This is a genomic window from Amphritea sp. GJ51-11 (assembly GCF_055808735.1).
The window spans coordinates 1,878,737-1,902,985 of sequence record NZ_CM147881.1 but is presented as its reverse complement, the minus strand read 5'-3'; the positions used below and the strand labels follow the sequence as shown (position 1 = coordinate 1,902,985).

The following is a 24,249-nucleotide window of genomic DNA, read 5'->3' as shown; positions in this document are numbered from 1 at the left end:
TAGAGACCCTCGGCTACCCGATTATAGGGCAACACGCCGCACTCTTATTAATTTAGATAAGGCAGCATTTCTTGTACTTTATCCCACTACCGCAAGGGCATTTTTCATTGCGTCCAATCTTTTTGGTGATGGCAAGCGCTGCATCTATAGCCTTTCGTTTTAAACCCTCGACACTCTTTTCCATCTCATCATTTTTTTCCCAAGGGTAATTTAATTTCAGACCAAACCTCAGTTTTTCAGTGTCTGGATCTAAACATATGCCAAACCAGTCTTCAGCCCTTTGCGTATACTTTCGCCTAATGCAGTGACCTCGTAAACGCTCGGCAGAATCCTTATCTGAATCATAGCTTGAGTGTATTGTCAGTCCTGTATTCCCTGCACTTATACCTACTGTTATATCATGGTGTTTTTTATCTGATTTTGCCTGACTTAGAATAGTTTCTATTCCTTGATTTAACGCGTTAAGTGTATCTTCACTCAGTGTAAGCAGCATAAACCCTAAATCAATAGTCCCAGCTTCTTCTTGGGACTCAATTTCTTCTATGAGATTTCCAATTTTTGTCCCTACAAACCTAGTTAATATTCCATCTGGAGTTCTATTGCCCTCAATGCCAAGCCTCCTGACTATCATTGCTGCATCTAAGTCGGAAGAAATATCATCACCTAAGTGAATGAAATCATACTCATTTTCAAGCCAAAGATTTAGCTTCAAATGATAGGATAAAGCAGTAAGCTCGTGCGAAATACTCAAACGCTCAATATAAAGCGCTCGACGATATAGATAACTTAGAAAATGTAGCGGTGTTTCTAGCATCTCAGTCATCGCATCAAGTAGAAATATATCCATGACAAAAGGTGCTGCAATCACCTCGGTAACTTCATACTTTAAAAACTGTCTTGCTTGAAAACTAAGTGCTGGGTAGTGCTCTGATATTAAGCATATTGGAAATATTTCTTTGCAATCGCGAGGAACTGAAATCACTGTCCCATCATCAAGTTGAAATTTGTAGTTTTCATCACCTAAAAGCTTGGAGCAGGACAAGGCTTGATCATATGCATTTTGTATTGCTTTTTTGAAGTCATCCTTTAGTACGTTGTCATTGCCCTTCCTAGACTCGATTGTTAACTTTTTTGACTTCGCCTGAACTACAATTACTCTATTAGAAAAAACCACTAGAACATCAATCTCGCCAGCAATGTTTCCGTCTTTGCCGATTATGTTAACATTTGAAAATACATTTTTATCTCCAAACACCAATTTCAATCGTTTTTCGGAAAATTCTTCAGTGAACTCGCCTCGATGATGCATGGCCTTACTTTTATATTTTTTATCTTCATTAAACCAATAAAATGGTGCGTCGTAAGACGATTCGCTCAGCGTATAACTTAATGGAAGGATATATTCTCCTTCTTCTTTTTTAATTATCGGATATACATTGGCAACATTGAAATCGCTAATGGAGTCAAAACTTTCATTTAGATTTCCTTCTGGAAGACTAAATGAATCAAGAATTCTGCCTAATTTTTCTGGGTCGATGGCACTGTTGGAGAGTAACTCCTCTTTAGAAAAAACAAATGCAGGCAACATTGACCACTCTTCAGGAGACAGCTCTTTCATTTTCTGTAAAGTGGAGTTTAATTTTTCGTTTTGAATATTCTCAATGCTGAGTATTACCTCTCTTACATCAGCTATTTCATACCCTTTATTCCTAACAAACCAATCATTATCCTTTGAGTATCTCTCTACGGCTAAGTCTCGATACTGGAATATGTATGCAGATTCTCCCCCATAGAATATAGGCTCTCGCATCATGCTAGCTGTATCTAGTGGCTTGATTCCCTCAAGCGCACCACTTTCAGAAAAAGATATAGCTTCAGACATCCCCATCGAGAAGTGTATTTCATTGAGCAGGTTGCAAGCTCGATTTGCCATATCAGTAATTTGACTTGGTTCGGGCAGCGTGAAGTCAATATCAGATTTAATCATTAACCCTATGAGGGTAGAAATTTCTGTCCGAATAAGACGATCAAACGAATACAGGCTTGCCATATCCTCTGGTTTGAAGGCATCTTCTTCATAAATAAAAACATTATCTCTAAAACACAGAGCAGTTATAACATGAATGAACCCTGGGCTAATACATAGCTGAGCAAGGTCATCGAACACTTCTGACTCGGTTCTTTTTTTATTTGCTTCCATTCGAGATTACTCCGTTACGGATATTCCTTAGTAACTATGTATGAAAAGCTATTTTTTGGGGCTTGCGCGAGATATATCAGCAGCCCTAGTCGTGGTAGGACGGCCAGTTACCCGTACCGCCCCCACACAGATCCGGACGTGCGGAACTACCGCATCCGGCTCCTCAGTTATATATTCGCCCGTGTAAATCAGGCCCCTTCTGCATGCGCTTACTTACTCGCATTGCTATCACATTAAAACACTGAAGCAAGTGATTAAACTCTGGCCAGTTATAGCTACGCCGTTGACTGCGCCGATTCAACCACTTAAACAACGTCATCCGTGTGTGATATTGATACCTCGTTACGCTTTTGCTATTACCTGGCACGCCATAGTAATTCACAAAACCTTGCAGCATCTTTTTAACACGGTTCATCATCGCTGTGATAGGCAAAGATCGATTGTATTTGATCCAGTTATACAGCTTTTTATGACTCGACTTTTGTTTCTCTTTAGCTGTCCTTAGCATCACAACGGCCTTCTTTTCTCTCGAAAGCCCCCACCGAAAGTTAAAACCCAGGAACTCGAAGCAATTCTCACGCTTTGGATGATGTCGGCTAAAACGAATCATCCGTGTCTTTTCAGGAGCGACTTCAAGATCAAATTTCTTCAGTCTTGAGTTTAACGCCTGATAAAAATCACGGGCATCATCTCGATATTGAAAAGCCACAACAAAATCATCCGCATAGCGGATGAGCATTGCTTTTCCTTTGACCCTGCGCTTCACTACTTTCTCAAACCAGAGGTCAAGTGCATAATGAAGGTAGATATTGGCCAAAACAGGGGATATTAACCCTCCCTGAGGAACACCTCTCACCGGCTTATGCCGTTGGCCTGTCGGTTCAACAATCGGGCTTTTTAACCATTGCTTAATCAGGTTAATAAACGCTTTATCGTCGATTCGCTGTTCTAACATTTTCACCAGCCATACGTGGTTCATGTTGTCGAAAAAGCCTTTTATATCAGCTTCTACCACATATCCATAAACACCTTGCTGCAAGCCTGATCGAAGTGTTTCCAGTGCATTATGCGCACTTAGCTTCGGACGGTAGCCGAAGCTAACCGGTTCAAAATCCTGCTCCCAAATACTTTGCAGTAAGTAAGATGCAGATTGTTGTACCAGTTTATCTTCGACAGTGGGTAAGCCCAATGGACGTTGCTTGCCGTTTGCCTTCGGAATATAAATGCGTTTAACCGCATTCGATCGGTAGCATTTGTGCCGCAGTTTTTGTCCAAGTTGGCTCAGTCGTTCAAAGAGCCCTTCGTTGTAATCAGCACAAGTCATATTATCTATGCCCGATGCTGCATGTTTGTTTAATGATCCCCAGCTACTAAATAATAAGCGATTATCCATTAGCTTATATAAATTTTGGAAGCGATGATTGGGGTGGGTTCTGGCTTTAATTGCAATAGATTGCAGTGCGGTTGTCATCTGTTATCCAGCCCGACTCTGTCTGGCAGCTGTGTCTGCTGCAATCCGATATAACTGTCAGTCCCTTCGCCATGCAGGCGGCTTTCCCGCCCCCGGACTACTATGAACTGATCCGACTTCCAAATGATCTTCATTCGTTTCATCTTTCGATTAAACATCCTTACCTACGTCCTTTAGGAATCATTTGGATCTCCCAAGTTCCTGATGCATCTCTCTGCACATGCCACGGTTTGATAACCCCGCCGATTCTCAAAACTCTAACCAATAACGAGTTTTTCATGCTGGCTTCAGTAATGTTACACACTTGGCCAATCGGAACGATCTGTCGAGGCGATACCAACACTTCAGGAGCACGGAACCCCCTATGGCCTACGCAGTTCTCTGTGTACGCTTCACCCGTTTTGTTCATTCTGCTGATTTAGTTTTAGAAAAAAAAATCTGGAAAGTATTTCGATCCACAGAATTCCGCCACAGGCGCAACACTCGATACCGGCTGCGGGCTTAGCTTTACCGGACGAGGACTTTCACCTCGCAAGATGCACCAAGCTTTGCTTGGCGCTCTAACAACTTATTCGTGCGTGCCTTATATACTAGCGAGAACTCACCGGGCTTATGCTTGTAACCAACTGATTTCATTCTGAAACCTTCCATAGTTTGACTATTCCCTTCCAGAAAAGCGTGCGTGCACGCTATTTCGGTAACGAGTGGCCTATAAACGTGTAAATCAATAACCTATTGATTTTATTGACAATCAAAATATCACCAACCGAATAAACAGGCAAGCACAAAAAAGCCCACACTAAGTGGGCTCTTTCGTATAATATGATGGCCTCGACGGCGACGGTTAAGATTCAGCGTTAAGCGCCTTCAGCTACCCTTAAACGCTCTTGTCGTTCACGCTCTTCTAGCATGACCGCTTTAATCTCTTCAAGCACCGCATCCACATCAGCGCCATCGGCATCGCCGTCATAAAGTCCGGTCAACTCGGTTTCAGGTTTCAACAAACCCTCTTCATAGAGCGCCCACATCTCTTCGCCATAACGGGACAAGCTCAAGATAGGTGCAAACTGAGCGTAGTAACGGGTCATATTATTCACATCCCGTAACAGCATTGAGCGAGCACTGTTATTAGCCGACGCATCGACTGCTTGCGGCAGGTCGATAATGACTGGGCCATATTCGTCAACCAAGACATTAAACTCTGACAGATCACCATGGATGATGCCTTCACACAGCATCAACTTAACGTAATGCATCATGACGGCATAATCTTCCAGCGCCTGCTCTTCGGTCAATAACACCTCACCAAGGCGCGGCGCCACATCCCCCTCATCATCGACTACTAATTCCATTAGCAGAACGCCGTCGATACAACCAAAGGTTTCAGGCACCCGTACGCCAGCACGGTGTAAGCGGGCTAACGCATCCACTTCAGCATTTTGCCAAATCTCTTCCTGCTGCTTACGGCCATAGGCGGAGTTTTTTTCCATCGCTCGGGCACGTCGACCACTGCGAACCTTTCGGCCTTCCTGATATTGGGCAGCATTCTTGAAACTACGCTTTACCGCATCTTTATAAACTTTGGCGCAACGAATCTGACCGGAGCAACTGACAATATAGATATCAGCCTCTTTACCACTCATCAGCCGGCTTATCACTTCATCAATCAAACCTTCATCTATCAGCGGAAGGAGCGTTTTTGGTGCTTTCATGCATACCTGTATCGTTAAAAAACCATTTTAGCCAACGGTGGCTCAACTCTATTAACTAAGTCTAACACTTTTTAAAATTATTTAGGATTGTTCGCACTGCCGTTGCCCTCCTGTTGCCTAGGATTGCACCCACGCCCCTCTCAACTAAGTTAACCTCCTCGATAACCCGCCATCTATTACCCTATCGTTTTGTTATAGCACAAAAAAATCCGGCAACCATAAGGCTACCGGATTTAATTAATACGCCTGACGGCGAACTCACGAATTGAGATCGTCTTGCGTTCTAGCTAGATCAGAATGACAGGGTCACACCATGGTTGGATCAGGCTCAAGCCCCATCAGTGAACGACCAAGAATCTGCTTACAAACATCGTAATCGGTGTAAGCATGGGCTGCCGTCATGTTGCAATCACGCCACAGCCGTTGGATCTCATTATCATGGATCCACGTAGAGCCACCAGCGACTTCAAACAAACGGTTAACCGCCTCGCAACACATCTTAATGGCATACGCCTGATTGGTGCGCCAAAAAACAAGCTCTTCATCGGTAGGGTAGCGTTTCTGTTCGCCAAAGGCTTTATGCTCGTCCCAGGTTTTTTCCATATAAGCACGCGCTGCGGCGACCTGTTGATGAGATTCAGCCAGCCGCATCAGCGGTGGAATTTCTTTACCACTACTGGCCATGGTGTAAGCACGGGTACGGTTTTTGGTCATCTCTTTATAGACTTGCAACATCCGTTCAGCCACGCCCAGCGCGATCGCAGCAAAACCACAGGCAAAATATGGACGGTATGGGGTGTAATAGATCTTACTCTCAGGGTACAAACCAAAACCGGCAGACTCACCGGTCATCATCGCCTTAGCCCGCTCAATACGGTGTTCAGGAATAAAGGTATTTGGGTTAACCTTAAGAGTCTTAGTACCGGATGATTTCATTCCAGCAGAATACCAGTCATCTTCGATTTCATAATCGCTCGCAGGCACCACACCGAAGCAATAATCTTTCTCACCCGTTTCTTTATTATCCCGCAGGAAGCCCAGAATCGCCCATTGTGCATGGTCACAGCCAGAGCTCCAACGCATGTCTCCATTGAAGATGACCCCACCTTCACACTCTTCAACCTTACCAAAAGGTGCGATTGAACTACTGGCAACCGCATCCGGATTTTCGCCCCAGAACTCGTCCTGCGCCTGTTTTGAAAACATGGCCATCTGGTGACTATGAGTCACTAATAGGCTAAATGCCCAAGCAGTACCACCACACGCACCGGCCAATGCAGCAATACAATCGGTCACTTCAGGTAATGACAACTCTAAGCCACCATAGGCTTTTGGCTGCAGCGCGCGATGAAAGTTGATTGATTTGAGAAGATTAATATTTTCTTCCGGCACCTTACGAAGCTGCTCTGCATTGACCGCATTGGCCGCAATCTCAGGCAGAATCTTTTTCAACTCATCAAGCATAGGATTTGGTCTTTCCATCGTTCATTACCCTTCTCGTTATTGTTTTCATAACAGACTGTGCCAATCGCTGAATGATAGAAACAACATCACCCAATCACTGACTGTCCAACAGATGGCCCTATTATTGTTGAGGATGAGGCAGAAGAAAATGGATCTTTCACAGGCTAACTTGCACTTCTCATAGTTAACATGTGAAGTATAAAAGCATATTGTTGTTGATTAATACCACCAAAATATACCTAACCTACTGAATTATAGTCACTTAAGATATGTCGACTTTAGACCGCATAAAAAAATTTGCACAAATCAACAAGATTACAGACAGACTGCAAGTGTCTATAATACTAACAAGATCGCCATTCCTAAGAGACGAGAAGCTTATGAGCCGTCACAGCCCAGCGTCAGCCCGAACCAATAGCTCATCCGCTGATATTCCCAATATCGATATTGGCCAAGCCTACGATCAACACTATGTGGATGCCGAAATACACTATGAACAGTTAGAGAAGCTGGCTAATTTCTTTGGCCGTAATATGCCGGTGCATCATCATGACCGCTTCTATCAAATACATGTGATTCTCGAAGGCACCGTACGCGTTCACCTTGATGAGACCAGCTACACTGTTAGTGGACCGATGTTTTTTCTCACCCCGCCGACAATCCCCCATGCCTTTGTGACAGATAATGATGCCACAGGGCATGTAATTACTGCGCGACAGCAACTGGTTTGGCAACTGATGGGCGATCTGGGCATCACTCGCTGGGGCAACAATGGCACAATGAACAGCCCTTTGTGTGTCGCGCTAACACCGGACAGCAATCCCAGCGCTCAACGTATGTTGTATCTACTCAACCTTATGTCCGCCGAAAGCAATGACACCGGCATGGTCAACATTGTTGCCCTTAAAGCCCTACTGCAACTGATATTAATTGATATCACCCGGCTCTCTGATCAAACCCAACAAAAACAGAAAACCCGCAAAGAAGATGTGCGCATCTTCCACCGCTTTAATGAACTGATAGAAGCTCATTACCATGATCATCTCCCCTTAGCCCAGTATTCACAGATGATCAGTGTTACCGAAGCCCGGTTAAATGAGATCTGCCGACGCTTAGCGGGATTACCATCTAAACGACTAATTATGGAGCGCCTCATGCAAGAGGCCCGACGCTTACTGACATACTCCTCGGCACCGATTACAGAGATAAGCTATCAACTGGGATTCAAAGATCCAGCCTATTTCGCACGATTCTTTCGCAGAAATGCAGGTATTACCGCCAGCCAGTACCGCGAAAACAAAAATTAGACTATATTTCAATTAGTTAAAGTTAAAATATCATATAAAGACCGAATAGAGAGATAATTAAATCCTATGAAAAGTACAAACAAAGCACTGAAAAATATATGTTTTGTGCTTCAAGGCACATTATAATTAGTTAACATATTAAGCTTAGGGCTGATTATTCAGCGCTCACAGCAACAACAATAACTACATAGCTCCTCTTATTGACCAAAGGTGACCCCATGTCTCAGACAGATTTTGATCCAAAAGATTTTCGCCGCGCCCTGTCACAATTCCCAACGGGTGTAACCGTTATCACCACCTTGGACGCCGATGGCAAGCCCGTGGGTGTGACCGCTAGCAGCTTCAACTCTGTCTCCATGGAACCAACCCTAGTGCTTTGGAGTATCGATAAAGGCGCTCACAGTCTGGCGGCGTTTGAAAAAGCGGAGCACTTTGCTGTCAATATTTTAGGCAGCGATCAAGTCGCCACCTCTAACAACTTTGCCAGCCGTGGCGAAGATAAATTTGCTAACGCCGCCTACTCTGCAGGCCTAGGCGGAGCCCCAGTACTCGACGACTATGCGGCTCAATTTGAATGTAAAACCTGGGCAGTTTATGAGGGGGGTGATCACCTAATTCTCGTCGGTGAAGTGATTAACTATCGTTATAACGATGTGGTCGAACCCCTTGTCTTTGCCCGCGGCCGTTATGCTATTTCCGCGCAGCATCCAGAAATGATTAACACCGCATCCCCTTGTGATAATGCCTCTCAAGAGAATGACTTTGTCAGCGACTACCTGCTTTATCTAGTCAGAAACCTTTATCAAGAACTAAGCGCCTCGCTCTACCCTAAATTACAAAATGAATGTGATGTTAACCCTGAAGAGTGGCGCGTACTATCCCGGATGCTTAGCTGCCCAACCTTTAAAATCAGCGATTTGACGGACCTAGTTATGCAGCCTGAAGTCGCGCTACGGCAAACGGCCGATTGGATGGTGGAAAAAGGGCTGGTGGAGTATCAATCCAATGAGGTCATCAAAATAACCTCGAAAGGCGCCGAGATTGCTACCCAATTGCGCGATATTGCCATCGCCGAAGAAGCTAAATTATTGTCTCAACTGCCCGCCGATCAGGCCGGACAACTCAAAGACAATCTCAAAACACTGATCGAAAAGCTAGGCTAAGCCCTTTAATACCACCCCTTGACATTATTCGTCAGCGGAGCCTCCGCTGACGACACTGTTCCGACTAACGATCCTCGTTTTGCCCTAAACATCCCTTCTAAAACAGCGTAAAATGCTCTTTTTTAAAATCCATCAGGCCAGAACAGTTATGAGTCTCGAAGATATCGATAAGCCTTTAAATAAAGAAGATGAAACCGCACAAACCAAGAATGGCTTTTTGGCCCTTGTCTCAAAACTGGTGTTTGATGAAAAATTACCCGTGCGCTTTATGTATAAAACCGTACCCGCTCACCTCAACGATACCGGGTGGCGCATGTTTACCGGCTATGAAACCCCTGAATTTCTTGAAGATGAAGTCACTAACCTACTGCCCGTTGACGTTAAGAAAATGACCAATCTTGACCCATCATTAAGCGAATTGGTGGATTACAATGCCGGCACCGTCTGGGAGCGCACACCGGGTGCTGAAGGCTGGGAAAGGGTCTACGACTTTAAAATCCCGGCCGACCAGGTTGAGGTTGAAATCACCAACGATGTGGATGATTTCAAACATTAACAACCACTCGATAGTAGAAAAACACCAGCCTTTCCCTTGAAAGGCTTTTTTTTGTCCTTATTTAGTAAGTTAACGGAGGCTCATTGAGGTCCGTTAAACGCCTGATCATTGTGATAGGCAACTCACACTATATTGCTTTATGAGGATATTATTATGCGTCAATTTGACCTTGCTCCACTGTACCGTTCTGCAATCGGCTTCGATCGCTTAGCGTCCATGATCGACAATGCATCACGCAATGAACAAGCCCAAAATGGCTACCCACCGTACAACATCGAATTGATCAGTGAACACGCTTACCGTATCACCATGGCGATTGCCGGGTTTGATAAATCGGAAGTATCGATCAATACCGAACACGGTGTTCTGAGCGTGATAGGCAACAAGAAAGCCGATGAAACCGAACGCCAGTATCTACATCAAGGTATTGCAGCCCGCGGCTTTGAACGTAAATTCCAGTTAGCCGATCATGTTAAAGTGACCGATGCCTCAATGGAAAACGGTTTACTGCACATCGACTTAGTTCAGGAGATTCCTGAAGCGATGAAACCCCGCTCCATCGAGATCAACTAAGGGCTTCATTGCAGCTTCGCACTAAAGCTTAGCAACTTAAAGCACGAAGCCCAACAGCATTACAGGGAGCCATTCGCTCCCTGTTTTAATTCATCCACATGATAATGCCGTAAGCCAAAAACCTCTTAACTCACTCATCCATCGTATCAGCGTCGCTTATTTTAATCGCTTGATAAACCTCACAACGCAACGAATCACCCCAATGATCAGCCGGTAGACCGGCTTTCAGGCGTAACTGACTGACAAAGCGCTCCGGTTGCGGTAACTGTGCCCAAACCGAGGGTAAAAAGGTTGCCCGATGCCCGTCATCTGCTAACACTAGGCCATCGACACCGGGCCTTAATGCAGCCAGTAACTCTGCCTCACTGTTAACCGACAGTGGTATTAAAGGGGTCAGGATTGAGATTTCGTAACTCAGTTGATTGAGTTCAGCCGCTGTTACCGGCGAAAAACGCTGATCCTTAAAAGCCGCGAGATAGCTATTACGCCAAACTGATTCAACCAATGAAGCATCCGCTTCGAGGTTTCCAATACAGCCGCGCAACCGACCTTCGAGGGCTAGCGTGACAAAACAACCACGTGGTTGTTGCAAGGCCACAGAGACCGATGCCATATTCGGCGGTACTGGCCGCTGCCTCTCAACACCTTGAGCGACAACCTGTCGCGCTAACTGTAACAAGTAATATTGATCGGCCTGACTATACTGTTCAACGGAAGGCATAAGCGCAATACCCCACTACCCGCTGATGGTCGCCTGCGGTATCACCTGAATTACAATACCCCAATAATTCGGCCTTCAGTCCAGTCTTAGCGGCATAAGCCAACAGGCCATTCAAAGCATAACAACCACAGGCCTGTTGCGGTTCGATATGGCTACTGAGCTGTTTAATACAGCTAAGCGTCGCTTGATCTATCTGCTTAGCCTCCTCATAGGTATGAAAATGACTTAGGTCGCTACTCACTAGCAACAATGTTTGCGTTTCAGCAAAGACTCTTGTGATCAGCGACTCAACAGCACCAACCGGCGTCTGCCCAACCAACACTGGCAAGACCTTAACCTCAGGCCTCATTAACTGTAGAAACGGCAGTTGTACCTCTAAGCAATGCTCCTGCGCATGAGCTAGATTATTAACACTCACCATGCCCTCTTGCTGTAATAACTGGCTAAGCTGCGTATCAATCTCAATCTTCCCCAAGGGGGTTTGCCACTGTTCAGCAGCCATCACCGCCATCCCTTGTAATGGCACCCGGTGGGCAGGCCCTAATAAAACGACCCGACTGTAATCGGCCAAATAGGGCCGAATACGATTATAGGCGCGCGCGGCGATACCACCGGAATAGATTAAACCCGCATGAGGCACCTGTATCGCCTCCGGCTTCGCCCCTGATTGAGGATTGTCTGCTAACAACTGGCTCACCAATTGCAACAATTCATCCGTTTGCTGCGGATAGAACATACCCGCCACAGCAGCCTGCTTAATTCTCATCTACACTGACCTTAATGACCACGATAACGTCAGTATAGTCCGCTGAATAAAACCGAGCGTAGCTCAACAAGATAAATACTAGGCGAGTTAATACCGCCCAGCGATTAAACCCAATCAACTCAGCCTAATCGAGCTAGATAGCCGATGAATATGCACACACCACATGCCACCCGCTACTGGCACCGAACCGCCGATGGTCGCATACAATGTGATGTCTGCCCACACCAGTGCCAACTCCAGGAAGGTCAGCGAGGTCTCTGCTATGTTAGGGGACGCGAAGTTGACAAAATTGTCCTCTATAGTTATGGGCGCTCAAGTGGGTTCTGTATTGACCCTATCGAGAAAAAACCACTCAATCACTTTCTGCCGGGCACACCCGTACTATCCTTTGGCACGGCAGGCTGTAATCTGAGCTGTAAATTTTGTCAGAACTGGGATATGAGCAAATCTCGACAGATGGATACCCTTGCAAGCCAAGCCAGCCCCGAACAACTGGCACAAGCCTGTGTTGATACCGGCTGTCGCTCGATCGCTTATACCTACAACGATCCGGTTATCTTTATGGAATATGCCATTGATGTGGCGCAAGCCTGCCGAGAACGTAATATCAATTCGGTCGCGGTATCAGCAGGTTATGTATTACCCACCGCCCGCAATGAATTCTTCCGCTGTATGGATGCGGCCAATATCGACCTAAAAGGATTTAATGAAACGTTCTACCGCAAACTCTGCGGTGGACAGTTGCAACCGGTACTGGAGACACTGATCTATCTGGTGCACGAAACCAACTGCTGGGTGGAGATTACTAACCTAATTATTCCCGGAGTGAACGACAAGCCTGCTGAATTAGAAGCGATGTGCCAGTGGATTCACGATCAATTAGGGCCGTTAGTGCCGCTCCATTTTACCGCCTTCCATCCTGACTATAAGATGAAGGACACACCAGCCACCCCCTACGTAACCTTAGCCGCCGCCCGACGTATCGCACTGAAGTGCGGTCTCAAGCATGTCTATACCGGCAATATTACCTCTACTGATAGTAGCTCGACCTACTGCAGTCATTGCCAGCAACGACTGATTGAACGATCACAATACCAACTAGGAGAATGGAATTTAGACACCCAGGGGCGCTGTCGGTTTTGTAAAACGCCACTCGCGGGCCACTTTGAAGTACAACCGGGTCACTGGGGATCACAACGACAAGTACTACGGTTTGGTTAATTGTTTTAAGCCTGCTTACAACGACTCCACCGCCTGCTGCAAAAAATGACGCACCTCAGCCACCTGCTTTAAGGTCCGCATCTGCTGTAACATCGGCATCGCTTCAGGATATTCCCGCGACATCATTTTCAGCCACTGTTTAATCCGGCCATGCACATACTTCGGCGCTAATTGTTGCTCAACCATCTCTAAAAACTGCTGGAGTAACAGTAACATTTCCGGCCAGCTCAGGTGATCGGGATCATCACCTCGCTGCCAAGCTTTAATCCGCAAACCCAAATCCGGCGCCGCCACTAAGCCACGCCCTATCATAACGTCATCACAGCCACTGACCTCACGGCAGCGCTGATAATCCTGCCAGTTCCACACTTCCCCATTGGCGGTCACCGGTATAGCCACTTGTTCACGAATCCGCGCGATCCATTCCCAGTGGGCGGGTGGCCGGTAGCCCTCCTCTTTGGTGCGCGCATGCACGGTTAAACCACAGGCACCGGCATCCGCAATCGCGGCAGCATTATCCAAAGCACGGGATTTATCGCTAAAGCCTAAACGCATTTTCGCCGTCACCGGAATATGTGCCGGCACCGCCTGCCGTACCCACCAGACGATCTGGTGCACCAGTTCTGGCTCGTTTAATAGAATCGCACCACCGCGACTTTTATTAACGGTTCTGGCCGGACAACCGAAATTAAGGTCGATACCCCGAGCGCCAATACTGACCGCTTTACGAGCATTACCGGCAAGAATACGAGGATCACTGCCCAACAACTGCAGCGTCACCGGCGTACCCGAGCTAGTATGGCTATCGTTGAAAAGCTCGGGGCTAATACGGCGAAAAACCTTAGCCGGTAAAACGCGCTCAGAGACCCGGATAAATTCCGTGACACACTGATCGATACCACCGATGCGAGTCAATATTTCCCGCATAGGCGCATCCACAACGCCTTCCATCGGTGCCAGTATAATTTTCAAATTAACCCTATCATCAATACGCTCTATAGAAATTTCGTCCATGCTGATAAACAAAATGCCCGCTCCGATCTGCATCAGGCGGGCATCGTAACCAGCATAGCCTTAGATAGCAGCCAGGCCTAACTGCAGATCACGCTTAAGGTCTTCAATGGATTCAAGGCCCACCGAGAAGCGGATCAGATTATCCTTGATACCGGCATCGGCTTTTGCCACAGCACTCATTCGCCCGTGGGTCGTCGTGCCCGGGTGCGTAATCGTACTCTTCACATCACCCAAGTTACCGGTGATAGAAATCATCTGAGTCGCATCAATAAAACGCCATGCCGCCGCTTGATCACCACTGACCTCAAAAGCCAGAACACCACCAAACGCACGCTGCTGTTTTTTCGCTAACGCATGCTGAGGGTGTTCTTGCAAACCAGAGTAATACACCTTATCGATACCCGGCTGCTGTTTTAGCCACTCGGCCATCGCCAAGGCATTAGCGCTGTGAGCCATCATCCGCAGCTCTAGCGTTTCTAAGCCCTTCATAAAGACCCATGCATTAAATGGGCTTAAGCAGGCACCACCCGTACGGATAAAGCCGAAGATCTCTTCCATCTCTTTATCGCGGCCAACCACCACACCACCGACACAGCGCCCCTGACCATCTAGGTATTTAGTGGCCGAGTGAACCACAATATCAGCCCCCTGTTGAATCGGTTGCTGCAAGGCTGGAGTACAGAAACAGTTATCAACCACCAACAGCGCATCATGGGCATGAGCCAAAGCCGCAACGGCTTCAATATCACCCAGCTCGGCTAATGGATTGGACGGTGTTTCTAAGAAAAACATCTTGGTTGCCGGCGTTACCGCAGCAGACCAAGCATTGATATCCGTTGGATCAACGTAACTAACCGTGATACCGGTGCGGCTTAGGTATTTATCAAACAGTGAGACGATAGAGCCAAACACACTGCGAGAACAGACGACATGATCGCCCTGCTTTAACAATGATAAGCAGGTGCTAAGAATAGCCGCCATGCCTGAGGCAGTCGCAACCGCACGTTCAGCCCCCTCAAGAGCCGCCATGCGCCGCTCAAAGGCCTGCACTGTTGGATTGGTGAAGCGAGAGTAGATATTACCCTCTTCTTCACCACCAAAGCGGGCCGCTGCTTCCCGAGCACTCGAATAGACAAAACTAGAGGTTGGGTAGATCGCATCATTGTGCTCCCCCTCATCGCTACGATGTTGCCCGGCGCGGATAGCCAAGGTGCTGAATTGATAATCAGCATCGTCAAACTGAATCCGATCGGGGCGTTCAAAATTGGACTTGGACATCGGCCATAGTTCCCATAATTACAATGACTGGTTACAGCTATTTTCTACAACTGCAAAATAATACAACCGCAAAATGGCGGCTTACGCCAATGGATGGCCAGCCGCATCTCGCTAACCGGCTCAGCGAATAGTCGCGTGCAGATTAGCGTTCTGATTGGTTGCCGACTTTTTTTCGCCGCTTTTAGCCATATCATTACGCTCCTCCTCGATACGACGGAGGTATTCAGCATCAATATCACCGGTAATGTATTTACCGTCGAAAACGGATGCATCAAATCCAGTCACTGAGCTATTGCCCGCACGCAGACAGTCTTTAAGGTCTTCCAGATCCTGATATAACATCCAGTCAGCACCGATCTCTTGACCGACTTCATCATCGGTACGGCCATGAGCGATTAACTCGGTTGCCGAAGGCATATCGATACCGTAGACATTAGGATAGCGCACGGCAGGCGCAGCAGATGCGAAATACACTTTCTTCGCACCCATCTCACGGGCCATCTGTACAATCTGCTGTGACGTCGTACCACGCACAATAGAGTCATCCACCAACATGACCACTCGATCTTTAAATTCAAGCTCAATGGGGTTCAGTTTACGACGTACCGATTTAGTCCGCTGGGTTTGACCCGGCATAATAAAGGTACGACCGATATAACGGTTTTTGATAAACCCTTCGCGGAATTTAACCCCCAGATGGTGAGCCATCTCGAGAGCCGAAGTACGGCTGGTATCCGGAATAGGAATAATCACATCGATATCATGATCAGGCCGTTCACGTTTCACTTTCTCCGCCAGCTTCACACCCATACGCATACGGGATTTATAGACGTTGACTTCATCGATAATGGAATCGGGACGAGCAAGATAAACATATTCAAATAGGCAGGGATGTAACTGAGGATTCTCGGCACACTGCATGGTGTGCACTTCGCCTTCCTGAGTAATAAAGATCGCTTCACCCGGTGCAACATCGCGAATCAGACTAAAGCCAGAAATATCCAGCGCAACCGATTCAGAGGCTACCATATATTCCGTACCGGCTTCGGTTTCACGCTGACCATAAACTAGCGGCCGAATACCATGAGGATCACGAAACGCGACGATGCCATAACCGGTGATCACCGAAACGACAGCATAGCCGCCGCTGACCCGTTTATGTACCGCTTTAATAGCCGCGAAAATATCATCAGCCGTCGGCACAAGCTTACCGATCTGCTGTAATTCATGGGCCATAATATTAAGCAATACTTCAGAATCTGACGTGGTATTGATATGACGCAGATTTTCTTTGCGCATCCGTTCACGTAGGTCGGCCGTATTGGTCAAGTTACCATTGTGGGCTAAGGCAATACCGTAAGGCGCATTGACGTAGAACGGCTGGGCTTCCGCCGAGCTAGAACTACCCGCCGTTGGATAGCGTACATGGCCGATGCCGATGTTACCCATCAAACGCTTCATATGACGGGTCCGGAACACCTCGTTGACCAAACCATTGTCTTTACGCATAAAGAAACGATTTGATTCACAGGTCACCATCCCAGCGGCATCCTGGCCTCGGTGCTGTAGCACTGTTAATGCATCAAAAATTGTCTGATTCACATTAGATTTGGCTACGATGCCAACTATACCGCACATTCAGGCTACCTCAGGTATTAAGTTAGTTACAGCAAATATAAATTTAAAACACTTAGCTATTTCTACCACTGATATTCCAGATCATCTGGCCAATATCAGCTGCGGTTTCCCGGGTCCAGGATTCCATCAGTAAGAAATGGGGAATCAATTGAGATTCTGCCCACCAACTATCTTGGGTTACCGGTGAACGCACCAGTAACGCCGTAATAACGATGACAATTAAGCCACCCCGAACAACACCAAAACCAATACCCAGAATACGGTCAGTACTACTCAACCCCGTGGCCTGAACCAGCATATTAATAAGGCTATTGATAACGGCGCCGACCATCAAGGTGGCTATAAAGAGAAGTATAAAGGCTGCACCGATGCGCAGCGAGGGAGTTTCAAGTAGATGATCGAGCAGAGTACTGAGTGAAGGAGCAAATAAACGGGCGACAACAAAGGCGGCCACCCAGGTAACGAGTGACAGGGCCTCTTTCATAAAACCACCGCGCAGGCTATATAACCCGGATAAGGCAATGATGCCAATAATTGCCCAGTCGGCCCAGTTTAATACCATGTTTTCAATCTACTTCAAGATCAATAAAATTAAGGGCAGAATTCTACCAGAGCCAACGACTTAACCCAACGATTATCGTGTAGTAAAGCGGACGATAATGCCATCTAAGCCAAACTCTTTCTGAATATCAGCCTGCAGCTCAACCAGTTTAGACTTCTGAATATCTGGCCCCACAAAGACCCGAATCAAATCACCGGTCTTACGAATATAGACCTTGTGGCCCGCCTTAATCAGCTTACGACTCAGACCTTTGGCGTTATCTTCATCTTTAAAACTGGCCAACTGCAGACTCCAGGCAACCGGAATATTTTCCTGATCAAGCGCTGGCGGATCGTTTCGCTCGCTAATCCGCGGTTTCTGCTTAGCAACCTCAGCAGCAACCTGTTTAGGCATGACTGCTACAGTGACCGGCTCACTCGGCGGCGCAAAGGTGGACGTGTCTGGCAACGGTTTATTCTCAGGGATAATAGTGACCAGTTGAGGCTCTGCTGGCGGTGGCGGAATCGCACTGTCAAGATGACGTTCACGATAGCCCGCCCCGTCGAAGAAAATAGGTAACAAAATCCCTGCTGCTACAAACAGAATCCCCGCACCGACAAGGCGCTGTTTAAAGCCATCATTCACGCTGATTTACCATCCATATTCAGAGCAATCAAAGCATCACTCACTGTAAAAAAGGATCCGGCGATAATCACCCGATCATCCTGATTCGCATCGCGGGCAACCCATGCGAGCGCTTCGGCGACATTATTATAGGTATTTAAACAGCTATCTACTGTACCCAACTGAAGCAACTTATCAGCCAACACCTGAGCCTTTTGACCACGAGGCTTGTCTAATGTGACCAAACACCAGTCATCGATAACCGGCTGCAAACAGGCTAGTACCTGATCAATATCCTTATCGGCCAGCATACCTAACACCATCAAGGTCCGCCCCTTAACTGGCTGATCCGCTAATTGAGCGGCCAAATAAGCGGCCGCCTCAGGATTATGGGCAACATCGAGGGTGTAATCAATCTGATCCACAGTGACTGTCTGCATCCGCCCGGTCAAGCGGGCGTTAGATAAACTGCGCCTCAACGCGGCAGGCTCAGGCAGACAATCCAACAGGCTTAGCACTTGCAGTACCGTCGCGGCATTCGCTCGCGGCAAGGTAATTTCCGGCAGGCCCGAACAGGTCAATACGGCCCCATTCAATTGCTCCCCCTGCCACAACCAACCGTCATCCGTCTCAGTAGATAGATTGAAGTCTCGACCCCGCAGAAATAACTGCGCACCAATAGCGGCGGCGTGATCAATCAGCTTTTGCGGCGCGCAAGGATCGCCACACACCGCCGGACGCCCCCCTCGATAAATACCGGCCTTTTCATAACCAATCTGATTACGGTCATCACCCAGCCAGTCAATATGATCAACCGATACGGTCGTCACCACTGAGATATCGGCATCGACAATATTGATCGCATCCAGGCGACCACCGAGACCTACTTCGAGCAACATCACCTCGGGCTGCTCGGCAGCAAACACATGTAACGCTGCTAACGTGTTGTATTCAAAATAAGTTAGCCGAACATCACCTCGAGCCCGCTCTATTGCCTCAAAAGCACGCACAATCAGTGCATCAGCGACCGGCTGACCGGCCAGTTTAATACGCTCGTTATAGCGCAGAAAGTGCGGCGAGGTGAAGCAACCCACGGTTTTGCCCTGATCACGCAGCACTTGATCCAGCATCGCAATGGTCGAACCTTTGCCGTTGGTACCGCCGACGATGACTTTCTGGCTGCTACTGAGATCGAGCGCCATACGCTCATAGACTTGACGTAGCCGATCAAGCCCAAGCTCAATCAAATCGACCGGATGATTCTGCTCAATCCATTCAAGCCACTGCGATAGGGTTTTAAACTGTACTTCAGCCATGGTGATTTCAGCTTTTCTTTGGAAACTATTTGGAACAATAAAAAAAGCCGCTGAAACTGACAGCGGCCTTATTAAACGTGCATGATCAGGCGGCTGGAAGCCCCTGCATCATACGCAGCACGGAGGAGATCCGGTCACGCAGATCACCTCGAGAGATGATCATATCGATCTGCCCATGCTCCAACAGGAATTCACTACGCTGAAAACCTTCCGGCAATTTCTCACGCACGGTCTGCTCGATAACTCGAGGGCCAGCAAAACCAACCAACGCACCCGGCTCACCGATATTCAGATCACCGAGCATCGCCAATGATGCGGATACACCACCATAGACGGGGTCAGTCAGTACCGAAATATAGGGTACGCCCGCTTTCTTCAGCCGCTCCAGCGCCGCACTGGTTTTCGCCATCTGCATCAGAGAGAACAACGCCTCTTGCATCCGCGCACCACCACTGGCAGAGAAGCAGATCATTGGGATCCCCTCTTCCAACGCAATGTTGGCAGCACGCACGAAACGCTCACCGACAACCGCTCCCATAGAGCCACCCATAAAGCGAAACTCATAGGCAACCGCAACCACCGGCAGACCTTTCACTTCACCGCGCATGGCGATCAGCGCATCTTTCTCACCCGTGGCTTTTTGCGCCGCAACCAGACGATCCTTATACTTCTTAGTATCACGGAACTTCAGGTGGTCAACCGGCTCAACTTCAGCACCGATTTCACGCAAAGTACCCTCATCAAGGAACGCATTCAGACGCACTCGCGCCGTCAAGCGCATATGATGATCGCACTTAGGGCAAACATTCAGGTTTTTTTCTAGCTCCGGGCGATACAGCACGGATTCACATTTAGGACACTTTTCCCACAACCCTTCAGGAATGTTGGTGCGCTTCTTTTCAGAGCGAACCAGGGAAGGAACAATTTTATCCAGCCAGTTACTCATTATTACTCCAGCGTCTGCCTGTGGCAGTCTTTATTTATCCATTGCCTGACGCATGCTCGCAGTAATCGCAGCAACCGCCTCAGGAATCTGTGCCTGATTGCCAGCCAATTCGGCAATCTTATTAACCAATACACTACCGACAATCACACCATCGGCTACGGCTGAAATCGCCCGCGCCGAGGCATCATCGCGAATACCAAAACCAACCCCTAGCGGCATATCGGTATGCTGGCGAATCATCTCTAGTTTTTCAGCAACTTCGCCCACATCCAGGGCAGCCGAACCGGTTACACCTTTAACAGACACGTAGTAGAGATAACCACTGCCAGCAGCACAAATCTGCTTCACCCGTGATTCTTCTGTGGTCGGCGCGATCAGATAGATCACATCGATACCCGCAGCTTTCATCAGCGGATTAAACTGGCACGCCTCTTCAGGGGGCAGATCGACGGTCAAAACACCGTCAAGACCCGCCGCTTTGGCCTTGTCGGCAAAGGTCGCATAGCCCATCACCTCAATCGGATTGAGGTAACCCATCAGGACGACCGGAGTCGTCTGATTGGTTTTACGGAACTCAGCCACCATGTCCAGCACATCAACCAGTCGAGTGCCGTGCAGCAACGCACGCTCACAGGCTAATTGGATCACTGGGCCATCGGCCATCGGATCAGAAAAAGGCACACCCAGCTCGATAATATCGACACCGGATTCAACCAGCGCATGCATTAGCGGTACGGTTACTTTAGGGTCAGGGTCGCCGGCTGTCACATAAGGAATCAGCGCTTTACGGCCCTGGCTTTTCAGATTATTAAAACACTCTGTAATACGACTCATCTTAATCTTCACTCAGTCAGGGCTTAAAAGTTAATACCGTCAATTTCTGCAACAGTATGGATATCCTTGTCACCCCGTCCCGACAGGTTGACCAGAATAATCTGATCTTTGTCCATGGTTGGTGCCATCTTCATCGCTTCAGCCACTGCATGACTGGATTCCAGTGCAGGCATAATACCTTCAGTCAATGTTAGATGACGGAAAGCATGCAATGCCTCGTCATCATTGATCGCGGTATATTCAGCCCGGCCAATCTCTTTCAGATAGGCGTGCTCTGGCCCAACACCCGGGTAATCGAGACCTGCAGAAACAGAGTGTGTCCCAATCACCTGGCCACCCTCATCAGACATCAGCGACGTACGGTTGCCGTGTAATACACCCGGCCGACTACCGGCACTCAATGGCGCGGCATGCTGACCAGTTTCAATACCGTAACCACCGGCTTCAACACCGACCATGCGTACATCCGCATCTTCAATGAACGGATGAAACAGACCAATCGCGTTAGAACCACCACCGACACAAGCAACCAGCGCATCAGGCAACTTTCCTGTTTGCGCCAAGCACTGCTCGCGGGCCTCACGACCAATAACCGACTGGAAATCGCGTACCAGTTTAGGATAAGGATGCGGGCCTGCCGCCGTACCGATAATGTAAAAAGTATTATCGACGTTGGTGACCCAGTCACGCATCGCTTCGTTCATGGCATCTTTCAGTGTCCGTGTACCTGACGTAACAGAGACAACTTCAGCACCCAGTAGTTTCATCCGGTAAACGTTCAGCGCCTGACGACGAATATCTTCTTCGCCCATATAGACCGTACACTCAAGCCCCAGTCGTGCAGCAACAGTCGCCGTCGCAACACCATGTTGGCCGGCGCCGGTTTCAGCGCTCACCCGTGGCTTACCCGTAAACTTAGCCAGCAACGCTTGGCCAATGGTATTGTTCACTTTGTGAGCACCGGTATGGTTTAAATCTTCACGTTTCAGGTAAATTTGCGCCCCGCCTAACTCGCGAGAAAGGCGCTCCGCATGATACAGCGGTGATGGACGACCGACATAATGTGCAAGGTCGCGATCAAACTCAGCCTGAAACTGTGGATCTCGCCAAAGCTTTTCGTAGGTCTGTTCAAGCTGCTGGAGAGCAGCCATCAACGTTTCAGACACATAACGGCCCCCGAATTGGCCGAAATGGCCACTGGCATCGGGCATCTGCTTTGCGATCGCGAGATCTTCTTTAGTTGGCACAAGCTACCTCATTCATAAAGGATATTATTTTAGAACAATCTTTCAGGCCTTTCGCCATTTCCACCCCGCCGCTGACATCAACAGCATAGGGCTTCACTTGGCTTATCGCCATTGCCACATTGCTCTGATCAAGACCGCCGGCAAGTACCAGCGGTAAGGCGAGATCAGATGGGATGCGCGCCCAGTCAAACGCTTCACCGGTTCCACCGGGTACGCCTGGACGATAAGCATCCAGCAACAACCCTCGAGCAGAAGCAAAGCGTTCACATTCAGCCATGACATCAATATCCGGAGACATCCGCACAGCCTTAAAATAGGGTCGGCTAAACTGCTGACAAAACACCGGTGACTCATCACCGTGAAATTGCAGTAGATCAATACCGGTCTGAGCCAAAATAGCATTAACCTGCTCGGGGCTCTCATTGACAAACAACGCCACCGTCGTCACGAAGGGTGGCAACTGAGCAATAATGGCTTCGGCCACGGCAGGCTCAACATAGCGCGGACTTGGAGGATAAAAGACAAAACCAAGGGCATCAGCCCCCGCCTCAATTGCCGCAAGAGCATCCTCCAGTCGGGTAATTCCACAGATTTTTACGCGGGTTCGCATCACTTGGATCAGACTATTCAGAAAGAGACTAATAGTAACAGATTGCAGGCCCCGAGGTTAACCGTTTTGCGTTAGGAAATAAGGCCCTAAGGTCGATTTAGGCAACTCATACTGATCGGGATATTTGACATCGACAAAATAGAGTCCGTATGGCGGCGCCGTAACTCCCCCTTTGCGTCGATCTCGGGCATCCAGCACCTGCTTAGCCCAAAGTGGCTCCGCTTCGCCACAACCAATGGTCATCAACACACCAGCAAAGTTGCGAATCATATGATGCAAAAAGGCATTCGCCCTCACATCGATAACAATCAGATCGCCAGCACCGTAAATATCCATCGCCTTCACTTCACGCACCGGACTTTTGGCTTGGCAACCAACCGCTCGATAGGAGGTAAAATCATGCTCCCCGAGCAGATAATTAGCGGCCGTTTGCATCCGCGACATATCCAGTTGCTTATGCGTCCAAGTTACCCCTCGACTCAATAATGCAGGCTTTACCGGCGAAGAATAAATAAGATAACGATAACGACGTTCTAACGCCGAAAAACGCGCATGAAAGCTATCATTCACCGGTTTCGCCCAGCGAATAGCAATATCATCGGGTAGCTGAGTATTGGTCCCCATCACCCAGGCACGATCGGGTCGATCCGCCGTGGTATCAAAATGAATGATCTGATAGGTACCACTAACACAGGCATCGGTACGACCGGCACAGATAACGGATACCGGCGCGTTAGCGATTTTAGACAGCGCCTTCTCCACCGTTTCCTGTATCGAGGGCACGTCTTTCTCTTTCTGCGTCTGCCAGCCACGATAAGCCCCACCGGCATATTCAACACAGAGCGCATAACGACGTAGCTTCGCGGGTTCAGGAATGCCTTGGTCGGCGACAGATGCATCGGCGCATGGTGCATCCGCCGAGCCACAAGAAAGGGCGACCGTAGTCGCCCCTTGCTGATGTTGTAACTGGGATTTATCCCGTTGCATAGTACTTCTTATCTTAGCGGTTAATCGGTTTAGGCTTACAAGGCCCGCAAAAAGAACACC

General features: G+C 48.1%; 22 protein-coding genes. 5 read left to right on the top strand and 17 right to left on the bottom strand.

Going from position 1 to position 24,249, the window contains the following annotated elements; genetic code table 11:
• Positions 1–52 precede the first annotated feature (52 nt).
• From AC0L4K_RS08335 to AC0L4K_RS08320, 4 genes are all read right to left on the bottom strand, one after another.
• Positions 53–2,200 carry an SEC-C metal-binding domain-containing protein gene (locus tag AC0L4K_RS08335; protein ID WP_473268919.1) on the bottom strand — a complete coding sequence of 716 codons (2,148 nt, stop codon included), beginning with the start codon at positions 2,198–2,200 and terminating at the stop codon, positions 53–55.
• Between the two features lie 163 nt (positions 2,201–2,363).
• Positions 2,364–3,671 (bottom strand): group II intron reverse transcriptase/maturase, encoded by a 1,308-nt coding sequence (gene ltrA / locus AC0L4K_RS08330; RefSeq protein WP_473268917.1) that lies wholly within the window; start codon positions 3,669–3,671, stop codon positions 2,364–2,366.
• A gap of 857 nt (positions 3,672–4,528) precedes the next feature.
• The gene (locus AC0L4K_RS08325) at positions 4,529–5,383 is read right to left on the bottom strand and encodes a PA4780 family RIO1-like protein kinase (RefSeq protein WP_473268916.1); all 855 of its coding nucleotides are present in this window, start codon (positions 5,381–5,383) and stop codon (positions 4,529–4,531) included.
• A gap of 306 nt (positions 5,384–5,689) precedes the next feature.
• Positions 5,690–6,865, bottom strand: a complete 1,176-nt coding sequence (locus tag AC0L4K_RS08320) for a p-hydroxyphenylacetate 3-hydroxylase oxygenase component (protein WP_473268915.1) — start codon at positions 6,863–6,865, stop codon at positions 5,690–5,692.
• A 362-nt stretch (positions 6,866–7,227) separates the two neighbouring features.
• Here AC0L4K_RS08320 and hpaA point away from each other — a divergent pair, with 362 nt between their 5' ends.
• From hpaA to AC0L4K_RS08300, 4 genes are all read left to right on the top strand, one after another.
• Positions 7,228–8,154 carry a 4-hydroxyphenylacetate catabolism regulatory protein HpaA gene (hpaA, locus tag AC0L4K_RS08315; RefSeq protein WP_473268914.1) on the top strand — a complete coding sequence of 309 codons (927 nt, stop codon included), beginning with the start codon at positions 7,228–7,230 and terminating at the stop codon, positions 8,152–8,154.
• A gap of 218 nt (positions 8,155–8,372) precedes the next feature.
• Positions 8,373–9,317 carry a flavin reductase gene (locus AC0L4K_RS08310; protein WP_473268913.1) on the top strand — a complete coding sequence of 315 codons (945 nt, stop codon included), beginning with the start codon at positions 8,373–8,375 and terminating at the stop codon, positions 9,315–9,317.
• A 148-nt stretch (positions 9,318–9,465) separates the two neighbouring features.
• Positions 9,466–9,873 carry an immunity protein Imm33 domain-containing protein gene (locus AC0L4K_RS08305; RefSeq protein WP_417224339.1) on the top strand — a complete coding sequence of 136 codons (408 nt, stop codon included), beginning with the start codon at positions 9,466–9,468 and terminating at the stop codon, positions 9,871–9,873.
• 153 nt (positions 9,874–10,026) lie between these two features.
• Complete coding sequence (locus AC0L4K_RS08300) at positions 10,027–10,446, top strand: Hsp20 family protein (protein ID WP_417224338.1); 420 nt, start codon at positions 10,027–10,029, stop codon at positions 10,444–10,446.
• 130 nt (positions 10,447–10,576) lie between these two features.
• Here AC0L4K_RS08300 and amrA read toward each other — a convergent pair whose 3' ends face one another.
• Entirely contained in the window at positions 10,577–11,167 is a 591-nt protein-coding gene (gene amrA / locus AC0L4K_RS08295) for an AmmeMemoRadiSam system protein A (RefSeq protein ID WP_473268912.1), read from the bottom strand.
• The gene (gene amrB, locus AC0L4K_RS08290) at positions 11,154–11,933 is read right to left on the bottom strand and encodes an AmmeMemoRadiSam system protein B (protein ID WP_473268911.1); all 780 of its coding nucleotides are present in this window, start codon (positions 11,931–11,933) and stop codon (positions 11,154–11,156) included. The genes amrA and amrB overlap by 14 nt, the downstream gene beginning before the upstream one ends.
• A 144-nt stretch (positions 11,934–12,077) precedes the next feature.
• Between amrB and amrS the strand changes: the two genes are divergently transcribed.
• Positions 12,078–13,154, top strand: a complete 1,077-nt coding sequence (gene amrS / locus AC0L4K_RS08285; RefSeq protein WP_473268910.1) for an AmmeMemoRadiSam system radical SAM enzyme — start codon at positions 12,078–12,080, stop codon at positions 13,152–13,154.
• Positions 13,155–13,169: 15 nt separating this feature from the next.
• Here the strand turns inward: amrS and AC0L4K_RS08280 are convergent, their stop codons facing one another.
• The 11 genes from AC0L4K_RS08280 to truA form a co-directional block, all read right to left on the bottom strand.
• Positions 13,170–14,201 carry a tRNA-dihydrouridine synthase gene (locus tag AC0L4K_RS08280; protein WP_473268909.1) on the bottom strand — a complete coding sequence of 344 codons (1,032 nt, stop codon included), beginning with the start codon at positions 14,199–14,201 and terminating at the stop codon, positions 13,170–13,172.
• 27 nt (positions 14,202–14,228) lie between these two features.
• The gene (locus AC0L4K_RS08275) at positions 14,229–15,446 is read right to left on the bottom strand and encodes an O-succinylhomoserine sulfhydrylase (RefSeq protein ID WP_473268908.1); all 1,218 of its coding nucleotides are present in this window, start codon (positions 15,444–15,446) and stop codon (positions 14,229–14,231) included.
• A gap of 120 nt (positions 15,447–15,566) precedes the next feature.
• Positions 15,567–17,084: an amidophosphoribosyltransferase gene (gene purF / locus AC0L4K_RS08270; protein ID WP_417224327.1), complete on the bottom strand. Its 1,518-nt coding sequence runs from the start codon at positions 17,082–17,084 to the stop codon at positions 15,567–15,569.
• 52 nt (positions 17,085–17,136) lie between these two features.
• The gene (locus AC0L4K_RS08265; protein WP_417224326.1) at positions 17,137–17,646 is read right to left on the bottom strand and encodes a CvpA family protein; all 510 of its coding nucleotides are present in this window, start codon (positions 17,644–17,646) and stop codon (positions 17,137–17,139) included.
• Positions 17,647–17,718: 72 nt separating this feature from the next.
• Entirely contained in the window at positions 17,719–18,270 is a 552-nt protein-coding gene (locus AC0L4K_RS08260; RefSeq protein ID WP_473268907.1) for an SPOR domain-containing protein, read from the bottom strand.
• Positions 18,267–19,565 carry a bifunctional tetrahydrofolate synthase/dihydrofolate synthase gene (gene folC, locus AC0L4K_RS08255; RefSeq protein WP_473268906.1) on the bottom strand — a complete coding sequence of 433 codons (1,299 nt, stop codon included), beginning with the start codon at positions 19,563–19,565 and terminating at the stop codon, positions 18,267–18,269. Before folC ends, AC0L4K_RS08260 begins: the two co-directional genes overlap by 4 nt.
• A gap of 85 nt (positions 19,566–19,650) precedes the next feature.
• Complete coding sequence (accD, locus tag AC0L4K_RS08250) at positions 19,651–20,511, bottom strand: acetyl-CoA carboxylase, carboxyltransferase subunit beta (protein ID WP_417224322.1); 861 nt, start codon at positions 20,509–20,511, stop codon at positions 19,651–19,653.
• Between the two features lie 30 nt (positions 20,512–20,541).
• Entirely contained in the window at positions 20,542–21,345 is an 804-nt protein-coding gene (trpA, locus tag AC0L4K_RS08245; protein ID WP_417224321.1) for a tryptophan synthase subunit alpha, read from the bottom strand.
• 23 nt (positions 21,346–21,368) lie between these two features.
• On the bottom strand, positions 21,369–22,556 hold the full coding sequence (gene trpB, locus AC0L4K_RS08240; protein WP_417224503.1) for a tryptophan synthase subunit beta: 1,188 nt from the start codon (positions 22,554–22,556) through the stop codon (positions 21,369–21,371).
• Between the two features lie 25 nt (positions 22,557–22,581).
• Entirely contained in the window at positions 22,582–23,202 is a 621-nt protein-coding gene (locus AC0L4K_RS08235) for a phosphoribosylanthranilate isomerase (RefSeq protein ID WP_417224320.1), read from the bottom strand.
• 57 nt (positions 23,203–23,259) lie between these two features.
• On the bottom strand, positions 23,260–24,189 hold the full coding sequence (gene truA / locus AC0L4K_RS08230; RefSeq protein ID WP_473268905.1) for a tRNA pseudouridine(38-40) synthase TruA: 930 nt from the start codon (positions 24,187–24,189) through the stop codon (positions 23,260–23,262).
• Positions 24,190–24,249 lie beyond the last annotated feature (60 nt).